Here is a 12,849-nt window from a genome sequence, read left to right on the forward strand (position 1 = left end):
ACTTAAAGCATCATTATGCTTGTAATTTGTTACGTAGAACCATTTGCAGAATCCCACCATGACGGTAGTAGTCTACTTCTACGTCAGAATCAAAACGAGCCAGTACGTCGAATTCTGTTTTCGATCCATCCTCAGCTACAGCTGTAACCGTTAAGATATCACGAGGTTTTACATCGTTGGTCACATTGACAGAAATTGTTTCCCTACCTGTCAATCCTAATGATTCTGCGCTGTCACCCTTCTTGAATTGAAGTGGAAGAACACCCATCATCACAAGGTTCGAACGGTGAATACGCTCATAGCTTTCAGCGATGACAGTCTTGATACCAAGAAGATTCGTACCTTTCGCTGCCCAGTCACGAGAAGATCCCATACCGTAATCTTTACCTGCAAGAACAACTAATCCAGTACCATCTTGTTGATACTTCATGCACGCATCATACATTGGCATTACTTCATTTTCAGGCCAATAAGTAGTGAAGCCACCTTCTGTACCAGGAGCAATTTGGTTACGGATACGGATGTTGGCAAACGTACCACGCATCATCACTTCATGGTTACCACGACGAGAACCGTAAGAGTTAAAGTCACGAGGCTCTACATTATTCGCGCGTAAATATTTCCCTGCTGGTGTATCCTTACCGATGGCACCTGCTGGTGAAATATGATCGGTAGTGACGGAATCTCCAAATTTACCAACAACGCGAAGACCGCTTAACCCTTGGATGTCCTCAGGTGTAGTCGCAAGTCCTGTAAAGAACGTTGGATTTTGGATGTAAGTTGATGTTTCATCAAAGCTGTAAAGTGGTTCGTTACTTGTTTTAATTTCATTCCAGCGCTCGTTTTCAGAGAAGACATGCTCATACTCTTTACGGAACAATTCAGGTGTAACGGTTGATTTAACAGCATCCTTCACTTCATCTTGTGATGGCCAGATATCTTTGAAGAATACGTCATTACCATCTTTATCTTTACCTAAAGAATCTTTTTGAAGATCGATGTCCACAGTACCTGCTAATGCATATGCAACAACAAGCGGTGGTGAAGCAAGGTAATTTGCTTTCACTAGTGGATGGATACGTCCTTCAAAGTTACGGTTACCTGAAAGGACAGATGTCAATAGTAAGTCAGAATCTGATACAGCCTTCTCGATTTCTGGACGAAGTGGACCAGAGTTACCGATACACGTCGTACAGCCGTACCCTACCAAGTTAAATCCGATATCTTCAAGATAAGACAGTAAACCTGAATCTCTTAAGTAACCAGTTACAACTTTAGAACCTGGAGCAAGGGATGTTTTAACGTAATCTGGAACATTCATTCCAAGTTCCACTGCTTTTTTCGCAACTAAGCCGGCACCTAACATAACGTATGGGTTAGATGTGTTGGTACATGAAGTAATGGCAGCGATTCCGATCGCACCTGTTGGCATCACAACATCTTTTCCATCTTCTGTCGTGTACTTGGCAGTTTTGTTAATTTCAGAAGCATCCAGACCGAAACCTTGAACGCCTTCTTTAGCCGTAATCGATTTATGGAAAGCTTCTTTCATATCAGAAAGTGGGATTAAATCTTGTGGACGTTTAGGTCCTGAAAGATTTGGTTCCACTGCTGAAAGGTCAATTTCCACTACGTCAGTGTATGTTGGCTCTTCTTTTTCAGGTGTGAAGAACATGTCGTTTTTCTTTAAGTATTCTTCAACCATGTTGATATGAGTTTCTTCGCGTCCAGTAAGTCGCAGATAATCAAGTGACTCTGAATCAACAGGGAAGAAACCACAAGTTGCACCGTATTCCGGTGCCATGTTGGCAATCGTTGCACGGTCGGCAAGTGGTAATGTTGCAACACCAGTACCGAAGTACTCAACAAATTTCCCTACAACACCTTTTTGTCGTAATACTTGTGTTACTTTAAGGGCTAAGTCAGTCGCGGTCGCTCCATTAGGAAGCTCACCAGTCAGTTTAACCCCGATCACTTCAGGAATCGGGAAGTAAGAAGGCTGACCAAGCATTCCTGCTTCTGCTTCGATACCACCTACACCCCATCCAAGTACACCAATACCATTGATCATCGTAGTATGAGAATCAGTACCAACCAGTGTATCCGGATAAGCTTCAAAGTCGCCTTCTGTTGTTTCAACAGCGTGAACGACATTAGCTAAGTACTCTAAGTTTACTTGGTGAACGATCCCTGTTGCAGGTGGAACGGCACGATAGTTTTCGAATGCCTTTTGTGCCCAGCTAAGGAATTGATAACGCTCAGCGTTACGTTCAAACTCAAGGTCCATATTGGCTTGCAATGCATTTGCAGTCCCGTATTTATCTACCTGTACAGAGTGATCGATGACAAGATCAACCGGGATTTCAGGATTGATTTTTTGAGGATCTCCACCGATATCTGCCATTGCTTTGCGTAGAGACGCTAAGTCAACTACCGCAGGGACTCCAGTGAAATCCTGAAGAATAACCCGTGAAGGTTTGAATGGAACTTCTGCATCCTTCACTTCGGTGGATCCCCAGTTCGCTAAGTTTTCAACATGTTCTTTGTTGATGACACGTCCGTCGAATTGACGTAGTACAGACTCCAGCAGTACCTTTACACTGTAAGGTAAGCGGTTAATTTTTGTTACTCCTGCTTCTTCAAGCGCTTTTAAACGATAGTAATGGTAACGTTTTCCTTCTAGTTCGAAAGAAGATCGTGCATTAAATACATCGTTCTTTGCCATTTCGATTCCCCCTCTAAACTACATCACACAATAAGTCGAAAAGTTTTCGTTCTAAACGAACTTTTCTCACATTTACATCTTAATACAAGCGATTACATAAGTAAATAACAATAAAGTTATTGTTTTTGATAAGTTTTACTTATCTAAATGATTAAACTCCTTTAGGTTTCAGAAGAAATATTGATATAACAACATTTCTCTCCTTGTCAAATCGTGTCAGATCCCTAAAATCATTATTTCGAAAAAATAAATCTGTTAGCACTTTCCTATCATAGGAAGTGATTGAAGGTGGCATTCTACCATTATGGAGGTGTTCTACATTGGCCAAACGTAAAGCAAACCATGTTATAAATGGTATGAATGCAGCTAAAGCACAGGGTCAGGGTGCTGGATATAATGAAGAGATTTCAAATGAACCGTTGACGGCAGCCCAACGTCAGTTTAATAAAAAGCGTAAAACCAATCAATAACATGAAAAAGGCGGGGATGGGTGCATATCCTGCAGCATCTATTCTCCCCTACCCTGTTTATAAACAAATAAAACCCACTCTGGTGATTAATCAGCAGAGTGGGTTTTATTTAAGCCGGGTATCATTTTGTTCCTATTGTTCGTTCACTTCATTGACGATGGAAGAAAGATCGGATTTGAATTGTTGAAGTTGTGCCCGTTGCGTATCCGATGCCACTTCCAGGGCATTTTCAATTTGTTGGTATGCCTCATTGACCTCATTTTTCAGATGAGCGAGTTGAGAACCATAGCTTGCTCCATCCAATACAAGTTCATTGATGGTATTTTGTACTTCTGTCACACTTTGTTCAGCGGCTTGAAACGCCTGTTGTTTATTTTTATGGTAAGGCATGGTCGATCTCTCCTTAATCAGAAATTAGCTTTTTTAGTATAGCCAATAATGATGGATGCCATACGTGTGAATAAACTGTTCGCTAACTTAGCATCCTAAAGGATAGGAGGGATGGAATATGAACAAAAATGATAGTAAGGATATGCGCAAAAATGCTCCGAAACAATCAGGCCAGCCGGAGCCTTTGAGCGGATCACATAAAGTGAAGAATCGAAATCACACGAGGCAAAAAAACAACAGTCACCACGATATGTAATGAATGAACCAGGGAGTGCGGTTGTCTGCACTCCCTTTTAGTTTGATTCGTGAATAACTCTCAGCACTTGGATGATCTCCATTTGTTCTTGCTCAGAAACGGTTCGTAGATCGAAAAGGATTGAATCGTCTTGAATTCTTGTAAGAACGGATGGACTACCTGTCCGTAATTTTTCATGAATCACGTGTGATGAAAGAACAGGATGCCTTAAGGATACAACGTACGTGTCTAATCCAACCTCTGGCATCGTCCCGCCTCCAATCTGACTCTGGCCAACGAAAATGTCTGATGTGAAACCGCTCTCGAGGGATGAGACATGATCCGCGAATTGTCTTGATTGGTGCAGGATGTCGTCTTTGGTACGGGTAATGGTTTCAATGGTTGGATTTTTTTCTCGTTCCTCACCCCTGATATAGTGTAAGAGCGTTATTTCTAATGCAGCGAGTGTCATTTTGTCAACCCGGAGTACACGGGCAAGCTGATGTTTCTTTAACTGATCAATCCACTTCTTTTTCCCGGCGATGATTCCTGCTTGCGGCCCCCCCAATAATTTGTCCCCGCTGAATGATACGATGTCCACCCCTTTGTCCAGGACGTTCTTCACAAGCGGCTCATTTCCAATCCCCATGCGGGTGAAGTCATATAGTGCACCACTCCCTAAGTCTTCGTAATAAATGACGTTGGGGTGCTTCTTGGATACTTCCACCAGTTCATTTGAGGATACGGAGGAAGTGAATCCTTTAATGATGAAATTACTTTGATGCACTTTCATGATCATCCTTGTCTCTTCATTCACCGCTTCTTCATAATCCATTAAGTGGGTTTTATTCGTTGTACCAATCTCAAGAAGTCGGGCCCCGCTTTCCTTCATAATGGATGAAATTCGAAATGATCCGCCGATTTCAACCAGCTCGCCGCGAGAGACGATAACTTCTTTCTGTTTGGCAAGTGCTGAGAGAATAAGGAAAACAGCTGCGGCGTTATTGTTAACAACCATGGCTGCTTCTGCGCCTGTCAACTCACAGATGAACTTCTCTGCATGGGAATGCCGGGATCCCCTCTTCCCTTCATCAATGTTAAACTCCAGGTTGCTGTAGTTATGACCGGTGGCCAGGACATGGTTCATCGTCTCCTGGCCTAAACGTGCACGACCTAAGTTTGTATGTAAAATGGTTCCCGTAGCGTTGATGACCCTTCTAAGAGAGAGGGAATAAGATGTGTGTGTCAATGTTTCTAATCGGCTGAAGACCTCATCAATAAATTGGTTAGAGGATGGATGGGGGCCAACCCATTCTTCATTCAAAATGGAAGTCCTGCAGGAAGAAATCACCTTTCTCAGGAGGTCCGTCCCTCTTTCTCTCGTTAGATTATGATTATGAAGGTATGTATGAAAGTGTATGGATTTTTGCATTTCGTTAATGGATGGTATGGATCTGGCAAGTTGATTCATGATTGTTCCCCCTTCACTCTTTGCTCCCATTATAACACCCTCACCAATTAAATTAGAACGAATACAATATGTAAAAGACGTAGTTGGGGGTCAGGTGTAAATGAGCAAGGATAAGGACGATTTCTATTTAGAGAACTGGGAGGAGAGTATGAAGGATTGGCTGTTGGATCCTGCTACTGTTCAACTGGATGAACAGGAATTTCGTGTAGACTTCCTTGACACGACAGAATCGTTCATATTAGAAATCGAAACTGAAAATATATGTCCAGAGGAATTGATTATTAAGAAAAAGGATACTCAATTGTTAGTATCGATCATGCTTAAGGACGAATGTAAGATCAGGAAACGCTCCATTCGTTTTCCTTTTTGTTTAAAGCAACGGGCGATCACCTATTCCATTGAGCATCATACGATAGAGATCAATGTTCCTAAGAAGGAATGTTCGACCCCCTCATCCTATGTGATCCGGGTACAAGGATTGTCTAATGAATAACCAATATTTATTTTAAATAGAAGAAAAAGGTCTTTAGCTGCCGCTAAGACCTTTTTTTGATCATAAAGCTTCAATGATCGAAATGATTCGATTTACTTCGGGGAAAACTCCTGTATCAAGCTTGGAATAGATCTTTTCTTCCCCTATAGTAATTTCAAATGCGCCACCGGAGGACGGCACTAACTTTAATTCCTCAATATCGGACCTGAAATGATTGAATAGCTGTTCCGCGAAACTCGCGGCTTTAGGTGCGTAGTTTCACATCATGCAGAATTCGATCGTCATTCTTACTTTGTTCATAGCAATTCTCCTCCTTTAGATGATTTGTGTATTTCATTTCATTCTAGTATAGAGAAAATAGAAGTGCAAATGATCATATGCTTCTTCATAATTTGCTTCAATTTTGCTACAACGTATTTTTATCCTGTACAATGGATTTAATTCATACATAAAGAGGTGAAGTCAATGAGCAAGGAAGAGATCATCCGTTTAACAGAACTTTCTTCAAAGGCTGGCTGAGGCTGTAAACTTAGTCCCAGTGACTTGACGCAAGTTTTGCGTCAGCTGCCTCCACAACCAATTAAGGAAGAACTACTTGTAGGAAATGAATCATCAGATGATGGTGGGATCTTTCAGCTTACAGATGATCTTGCCATGGTACAAACGGTTGATTATTTCACCCCGATTGTGGATGACCCTTATCAATTCGGTGAAATTGCAGCCGCAAATGCTCTGAGTGACGTTTATGCCATGGGCGGTACACCGAAAACCGTCCTGAACATTGTAGGATTTCCCATCAAAAAACTGGGAAGCGATATACTTGCCGCTATTCTGAAAGGCGCTCAAAGCAAAGTGATCGAAGCGGGTGCCGTGACAGTCGGTGGCCATTCCATTGACGATCAAGAGCCTAAGTTTGGCCTGAGTGTTACCGGGATCGTTCATCCTAAAAGGTTTTGGACGAATACGGGTGCACAAGAAGGAGATGTCCTCGTCCTGACAAAACCATTGGGTGTAGGAATCTTAACGACAGGGATCAAGCGTAAGGCTGTGACTTCAGCTCAGGAGACTTCGGTCATCAATGTAATGAGGATGTTGAACAAAACGGCTGCAGAGGTACTGCAAATGTTCAATCCCAATGCCGTGACCGATGTGACCGGGTTCGGATTGGCAGGTCACGCATATGAAATGGCTAGAGGAAGTTCAGTATCAATTGAATTTACCTATTCTTCTATCCCTATGTTAGAAGGAACCAAGGAGTTAGCGGAAAAAGGAATCATTCCAGGAGGATCAAAAGCGAACCACTCTTGGCTTCAAGAAAAAGTACATTACCACGAGAATCTTTCAATGGAAGATCAATGGATCCTTTGCGATGCCATCACTTCAGGCGGTCTCCTCATAAGCTTACCAAGATATCAGGGTGAGAAATATATAGAAGAACTACTCAAGCTTTCCATACCTGCAACGATCATTGGTCAAGTCCTACCAAGGCAAAAATGGAGTATATCGGTCGTGCAATAGTTGGTGATCCCCCCTGCTCATTTCTTGCAGGAAGGGATCATCTTTTATTTTTCTTCCACCATCTTAAAGAATCGAGCGGTTATTTTTTTTGATAAAATTCTTATATTGAAAGGAAATGAGTTTTCCTTTTCTGAGAGGGTATGAAACCAAATCACTTTTTGATCTATTGCAATGAAGGGAATAGATGTAATCGACGGTTTGACTAAAATCTTTGAAGCAGATTGTAAATTTATACTATATTGAGAATGAATGATCACACTTTTATCCCAGGAAGCTTCTAATAATGCTTCCATCATTCCTTTAGGTATATCGTGTATGTCATTGACATTCAGGATGATTTGATGAACTGCCGCTTTAATATCTTTTTCCATCTTCTTATAATGGTTGGACGGGAACCACTTCATTTTTTTGGTAGAAGTAGGAGATAGTGACGTACTGGTCTCCGTAAGGCCATCCTGATGAAGGTGAGATATAAGTTGATGGACAGGTTTGGAAGCAGATGTCTTTTCCTGAATGAATCGATCATTCCCCACCAGGATAAACTTCCCCCTGGCACGAGTTACCGCGACATTGATCAGCCTTTCGCTTCCTTTTCGGGATATCAATGTTCCTGGCTTCCCATGAGAAATTCCATCCACCAGATCAAATAGGATCATATCATTCTCAGACCCTTGAAATCCATGCACTGTGGCGGCGTATACTTCAACAGAAGGAAATGATTTCTTTACCAATTCATCAAGCAAAAGATTATACCATTGTGCCTGAACACGGTATGGTGTGACAATTCCAATAGAGTATAAGCCATCATTCAATCCTTGAAGGATCAACTGAATGGTGACTAAGCTGGATAATGCATTCCATCTTGAGCCTTTATGCACTTCTGCCCACTCGGTCCCTTCTGTGAGTGAGAACAATACCGCTCCGTGTGCGGCAAAGGGATTTTTATTCGTAATGGACTCACGAATTGCTTTGACGGAATGGTGGTCACCTACTCTTGAACGATAAATATATTGATTGGTGAATGCTGAAATACTGGGGTGCATTCGTCTCTGTTCCGGAAGTAATAAGAGGTGTGGTGGATTATGCCCTTTCTCGACAGCCCCTGCCACACCTGCAGAATGGAAGATGTCTTCCTTTAACCATTTGCTTGCCATGGGGTGAAAGGAAGTAGAGATTGGTGGAAGTTGTTTGAAATCCCCACAAATGACGATCTTCTTACCGAGTGTTGCAGCAAAGGCGACCTGGGGGACATACGCCATGCTTGCCTCATCCACTACCACCAGGTCGAACTCATCTTCATAAAGGATTCGATCAATGGCAGCTTTCGATAATGTCGTTCCAATCACTTTGGCGTCCGAAACCAAGTCCCCTTCCCTCCTCTTAAATGTTTCTTTGATTTTTTGATAATGGACTTCAAGCTGCGACAATCGTTCAGAGTCATAGGATGAATAGGATTTGGCCAACTTATTTTTCAATCTTCTTCTATACATCTCGACTTTTCCTTTTTCTTCAGAAAGAGATGGATCCTGTTGTTCCAGTAATTGAAGGACACTTAAATCCGTCACCTCACTGCTGTAGTCTTTCCGGTTTGCCCCATACCTGATGACATCCCCAGGCACCCAGCGATTGTGGCTGTTCAAAAAACGATGCATTTCTTCTATTAATACATCCACTGCCGCATTGCTGTGTGAGAGAATCAGAACCCGTTTACCTTCTGAATAATGATAAGCAGCCACTCTGGCAAGGGTGTAGGTCTTACCGGTCCCCGGTGGCCCCCATAGGTACGTAACGGGATTGTACTTGCTTCTGACATACGCTTCATGCAATGGAGTCTTGTAGTTAGTCGATGGATGTCTTTGATCTTTGTCAGGATGTAAGGCACCCTCGATCCGTAGTGTTTTCCCATGACGTTCTTTGGCTTCATCTAATCGTTCCATAAGTTTCAAAAGGATGTCCCAGGGAGCATGTAGGATATGGCCATAGGTTAAGACATCTCCCGGGAATTGATCAAGCTCAATGATGCACTCCCGCTCCTCTGAGCTTATGACTACACCCTGATAGGAGGAGTTCTTCCGCTTATAGACGATGCTGCCTCCCTCAGGCAGGGAAGCGGGATAGTGAAGGGTGAACCAATAAATATATGCTCCTTCGTCTTTTCGTATACATCTGCCCTCTTCTATTGGCATTCCGTTATTTTCACTCTTTTTCAGTTGAAGGATTTCCATATCCAGGGCGGTTTGCCACTCTTCAATCATGTCTTTCGTTTTCATTAATATCACCTTCATTATCCGATAAAAATCAAGAATCATATCATAACAATTAATATAGCGGGTGTATAGTCATCCAATGAAAAAGAACCGTCTTGGAAGAACGGTTCCGTTTCAATGCAGACTTACATCGGCTTTCCTGTTTGTTTATCATTCTCTTCCACGAAACGATCAGCATAGTATAATACATCTTCTACATACTGTTCGCTGTGATTGTACGCAAAAACGGCTTGTTCAATCTTGCCGTCAGCAGCTCCGTTCCGTGCCAGATAGTTCGCGGCACTGAATACGGCATCCTCTATTTGATAAGGATCCGCCTTTCCATCTCCGTTTGCATCGACACCATACCCACCATATTTATCAATGATGGCAGGATCCGTTTTTTGTTCCGATGGGATGTCACCCTTCCCGAGCCCCGAACAACTTGGGTGGGACCATCCAACAAAGGTACATGGCATAAACTGCATAGGGCCCTCTGCTCCCGCTGGTGAGACAAGAGTCTTCATGGTGGAAAATTTGGTTTCGACCCTGTGATGGGCAGCCAGCAGATACCAAGGTACACCGTATTTGTCCTCTGCAGCTTTGTAGATGGGCATATACTCCGAAGGTATCTCATCTTTCCCTATCGAGGAAAGATGATAAGAGTGGTCCCCAAGATTGACAGCATAATACATCGCCAAAATAACGATGGGGATAAGAAGAATCCTAAAAGGGGATGCTCGTTTTTTCTTACTCGGCCGCTTTTTTTTAGCCATTTTTTTAGTCATTGTGAAGTCGATCCTTTACAAGGTGATGGGTGCTCCTTGTATTTTAATAGAAGATGGCCGTTGTGACAATTCAATATGTAAAGAAAATGCCCCGGGAAGCGGTTTTCACCTGCAGCTTCCGGAGGCAACTATCCATTATCTATTTATTGTTAACAAACAAACGCTGCTCCAACGATAATTAAAAGGATGAATAGAACTACGATTAACGCGAAACCACCAGCGTAGCCACCACCACCGCAGCCATATCCATATCCAGGGTATCCATATCCATACATCATCAGTCACCTCCAGTTATCTTACTACGATATTACTGTATGTAGTGGACAAAATGTAGGTTAATTAAAATCCTCAAACAATTCCCGTGCCCATACTGCATTCTGGATGGATAACGCCATAAATAAAGGGTTTTAGTTGTTTTTTAAAATAAAAAAATGAGTAAAACGTCTAGATGACCGTTAAGGTGAAAAAATAAGCGCCTGGTTTCTTCCAGGCGCTTTCAGTCAGTTACATTTGTTCTTTAGGTTCTTTCGTTTTTCTTGGTTTAGGCTTAATGTATAAACCTAATTCCTTTTTCTCCTGGTTAAGTGACTTGTACAGAGAAACCATCATGAGTGCCATTATTACGGAGAACGGTAATGCTGCGACAATCAATGCATTCTGTAAAGCCTGTAACCCACCACTGTATAGTAAGATCAATGCCACTGTAGACTGTGCTAGTCCCCATGTTAATTTAACATAGTTTGGTGGTGTTAATGAACCGTAAGTGGTTTGCATCCCCAGTACAAATGTAGCTGAGTCAGCAGATGTGATAAAGAATGTTCCAATCAGCGTGATGGCTATTACCGAAAGGATTGTTGACCATTCAAACCCGTTAAAGACGGCGAACAGAACTTCTTCCGTCTTAAGGTCAGAAAGAGCTGCACCTGCTTGTTGTACTTCAATTGCAGAAGTACCGAAAGTAGCGAACCAAATGAAGCTGACAAGGGCAGGCAGCAAGAGTACCCCAATCAAGAATTCGCGAATGGTTCTTCCTCTTGAAACACGTGCGATGAAGATGCCGACGAATGGTGACCAGGAAATCCACCAGGCCCAGTAGAAAATGGTCCATCCATTGATCCATGAACGATGCTCTTCGTTTAATGGCGCAATCCGGAAACTCATTGCGGCGATGTTTTGTATATAAGCCCCGATTGTATCTGTGAACATATTCAAAATCAGTAGCGTAGGTCCAATGAAGAATACCAGTACGAGAAGTGCAATGGCCAGTACCATATTCGTGTTGGATAAGTATTTAATTCCTTTACTTAATCCTGACCATGCTGAAATCATGAACAAGACGGTTACAACACCGATAATGATTGCCTGTACGGTAAAGTTGTTCGGAATATCAAGCAGGTAGGAAAGCCCACCATTAATTTGTGCAGCTCCGAATCCTAAAGTTGTTGCAACCCCTACGACTGTGGCGAATACGGCAAGGACATCGATGATCGTTCCAAGCGGTCCATTCACTTTGTCTCCAAAGATAGGCTTCAGTGTAGCGGAGATCAATCCCGGTTCATCTTTACGGAATTTATAATATGCAAGTGCTAATGCAACAATTGCATAAATCCCCCATGCGTGAATACCCCAGTGAAAGAATGTATAGCGCATAGATTCTTTAATTGCCTGGTCTGTTCCTCCCTCTGCCATTGGAGGTGTCATATAGTGAGACAGCGGTTCAGCTGCCCCCCAGAATACTAAACCAATTCCCATACCTGCACTAAACAACATGGCGAACCATGTTCCTTTTGTGTACTCAGGTTTTTCATCAGGCTTACCTAATCGGATCGTTCCCATGGGACTAAAAATTAAGAACACACAGAAAATGACGATCACTGTAACTAAAATAAGATAATACCAACCGAAAGTTGAAGTGATGAATGTTTGCATATTTGCTGTTACGGTTTCAAACGATTCAGGTGCAATTGCTCCGTATGCTACGGCAGCAGCAACCAGTACTACAGTAATCCAGAAAACATTTGATATTCTCTTCATAAAATTCTCCTTTCCATATTCTAAGGTTTTTTAGCTCATTTCTTAATGAAGGGTACAGCGGGATTCGAGGTGTGTATTCAGGCAATATGTAAACCTACTGTATGTGCCCCCTCATGTTGAAAGAGTCTCAGTTAATGCCGATGGGAAAATGTGCATTCTGAGGATGAGGGAATGATTACTTATTACCTATTCCCTTGTCACTCTCTTATAAAACCAACATTTGTTACCCTATCAGAAAGAAGTTTAACTTTGCAAGTGTTAACCATTATTATTTTTATTAGTCTTTGTCAATTTTTTGATTTCATTCCTCTTCTTTTTTTAAGGACTTATCGTGATCAACGGAGACTATCTTTACATGATTATTTGGAAATAAAAACGTTTTAAAGATGATCCTTGATATGAATGACTTTACTTTAATAAAGGGCCTTTTATACCTTTACTATTAAGGAATGAATAAGAGAGCGTATGAACACTCTTAA

Annotated in this window: 11 protein-coding genes and 1 pseudogene; 4 read left to right on the forward strand and 8 right to left on the reverse strand. The window is 42.1% G+C overall.

Annotated elements, in window-relative coordinates; translation table 11 throughout:
* Positions 1 to 13: 13 nt before the first annotated feature.
* A complete protein-coding gene (acnA, locus tag KYJ26_RS21985; protein ID WP_219170039.1) occupies positions 14 to 2,725 on the reverse strand; it encodes an aconitate hydratase AcnA in 2,712 nt (903 codons plus the stop codon).
* Between the two features lie 320 nt (positions 2,726 to 3,045).
* Here acnA and sspO point away from each other — a divergent pair, with 320 nt between their 5' ends.
* A complete protein-coding gene (gene sspO / locus KYJ26_RS21990; RefSeq protein WP_219170040.1) occupies positions 3,046 to 3,195 on the forward strand; it encodes a small acid-soluble spore protein O in 150 nt (49 codons plus the stop codon).
* Between the two features lie 132 nt (positions 3,196 to 3,327).
* Here sspO and KYJ26_RS21995 read toward each other — a convergent pair whose 3' ends face one another.
* The gene (locus KYJ26_RS21995) at positions 3,328 to 3,585 is read right to left on the reverse strand and encodes a hypothetical protein (protein ID WP_219170041.1); all 258 of its coding nucleotides are present in this window, start codon (positions 3,583 to 3,585) and stop codon (positions 3,328 to 3,330) included.
* 118 nt (positions 3,586 to 3,703) lie between these two features.
* Between KYJ26_RS21995 and KYJ26_RS22000 the strand changes: the two genes are divergently transcribed.
* Positions 3,704 to 3,841: a small acid-soluble spore protein P gene (locus tag KYJ26_RS22000; RefSeq protein ID WP_219170043.1), complete on the forward strand. Its 138-nt coding sequence runs from the start codon at positions 3,704 to 3,706 to the stop codon at positions 3,839 to 3,841.
* Between the two features lie 37 nt (positions 3,842 to 3,878).
* Here the strand turns inward: KYJ26_RS22000 and selA are convergent, their stop codons facing one another.
* Positions 3,879 to 5,291 carry an L-seryl-tRNA(Sec) selenium transferase gene (gene selA / locus KYJ26_RS22005; protein ID WP_219170044.1) on the reverse strand — a complete coding sequence of 471 codons (1,413 nt, stop codon included), beginning with the start codon at positions 5,289 to 5,291 and terminating at the stop codon, positions 3,879 to 3,881.
* Between the two features lie 100 nt (positions 5,292 to 5,391).
* Here selA and KYJ26_RS22010 point away from each other — a divergent pair, with 100 nt between their 5' ends.
* Positions 5,392 to 5,784 (forward strand): Hsp20/alpha crystallin family protein, encoded by a 393-nt coding sequence (locus tag KYJ26_RS22010; RefSeq protein ID WP_219170045.1) that lies wholly within the window; start codon positions 5,392 to 5,394, stop codon positions 5,782 to 5,784.
* Positions 5,785 to 5,844: 60 nt separating this feature from the next.
* Here KYJ26_RS22010 and KYJ26_RS24415 read toward each other — a convergent pair.
* A pseudogene (locus KYJ26_RS24415) lies at positions 5,845 to 6,030 on the reverse strand (Rdx family protein); the annotation flags it as partial.
* 219 nt (positions 6,031 to 6,249) lie between these two features.
* Between KYJ26_RS24415 and selD the strand changes: the two are divergent.
* Positions 6,250 to 7,302: a selenide, water dikinase SelD gene (selD, locus tag KYJ26_RS22020; RefSeq protein ID WP_219170046.1), complete on the forward strand. Its 1,053-nt coding sequence runs from the start codon at positions 6,250 to 6,252 to the stop codon at positions 7,300 to 7,302.
* 44 nt (positions 7,303 to 7,346) lie between these two features.
* On the opposite strand, the gene KYJ26_RS22025 is transcribed toward selD, so the two are convergent.
* From KYJ26_RS22025 to KYJ26_RS22040, 4 genes are all read right to left on the reverse strand, one after another.
* Positions 7,347 to 9,572, reverse strand: coding sequence for an AAA domain-containing protein (locus tag KYJ26_RS22025; RefSeq protein ID WP_219170047.1), 2,226 nt, complete (start codon positions 9,570 to 9,572; stop codon positions 7,347 to 7,349).
* Between the two features lie 122 nt (positions 9,573 to 9,694).
* Entirely contained in the window at positions 9,695 to 10,336 is a 642-nt protein-coding gene (locus KYJ26_RS22030) for a lytic transglycosylase domain-containing protein (protein ID WP_374939788.1), read from the reverse strand.
* A gap of 149 nt (positions 10,337 to 10,485) precedes the next feature.
* On the reverse strand, positions 10,486 to 10,611 hold the full coding sequence (locus KYJ26_RS22035) for a YjcZ family sporulation protein (protein WP_106298454.1): 126 nt from the start codon (positions 10,609 to 10,611) through the stop codon (positions 10,486 to 10,488).
* 229 nt (positions 10,612 to 10,840) lie between these two features.
* Positions 10,841 to 12,370, reverse strand: coding sequence for a glycine betaine uptake BCCT transporter (locus KYJ26_RS22040; RefSeq protein WP_219170048.1), 1,530 nt, complete (start codon positions 12,368 to 12,370; stop codon positions 10,841 to 10,843).
* Positions 12,371 to 12,849: the final 479 nt, after the last annotated feature.

It is taken from the genome of Rossellomorea orangium (genome assembly GCF_019334305.1).
Taxonomy (GTDB): Bacteria; Bacillota; Bacilli; order Bacillales; family Bacillaceae_B; genus Rossellomorea.

Bases quoted from the DNA above. Each gene is read 5' to 3' on its own strand.
- acnA (WP_219170039.1), bottom strand. From the start codon at position 2,725: ATGGCAAAGAACGATGTATTTAATGCACGATCTTCTTTCGAACTAGAA.
- KYJ26_RS21995 (WP_219170041.1), bottom strand. From the start codon at position 3,585: ATGCCTTACCATAAAAATAAACAACAGGCGTTTCAAGCCGCTGAACAA.
- KYJ26_RS22000 (WP_219170043.1), top strand. From the start codon at position 3,704: ATGAACAAAAATGATAGTAAGGATATGCGCAAAAATGCTCCGAAACAA.
- selA (WP_219170044.1), bottom strand. From the start codon at position 5,291: ATGAATCAACTTGCCAGATCCATACCATCCATTAACGAAATGCAAAAA.
- KYJ26_RS22010 (WP_219170045.1), top strand. From the start codon at position 5,392: ATGAGCAAGGATAAGGACGATTTCTATTTAGAGAACTGGGAGGAGAGT.
- KYJ26_RS22025 (WP_219170047.1), bottom strand. From the start codon at position 9,572: ATGAAAACGAAAGACATGATTGAAGAGTGGCAAACCGCCCTGGATATG.
- KYJ26_RS22030 (WP_374939788.1), bottom strand. From the start codon at position 10,336: ATGACTAAAAAAATGGCTAAAAAAAAGCGGCCGAGTAAGAAAAAACGA.
- KYJ26_RS22035 (WP_106298454.1), bottom strand. From the start codon at position 10,611: ATGTATGGATATGGATACCCTGGATATGGATATGGCTGCGGTGGTGGT.
- KYJ26_RS22040 (WP_219170048.1), bottom strand. From the start codon at position 12,370: ATGAAGAGAATATCAAATGTTTTCTGGATTACTGTAGTACTGGTTGCT.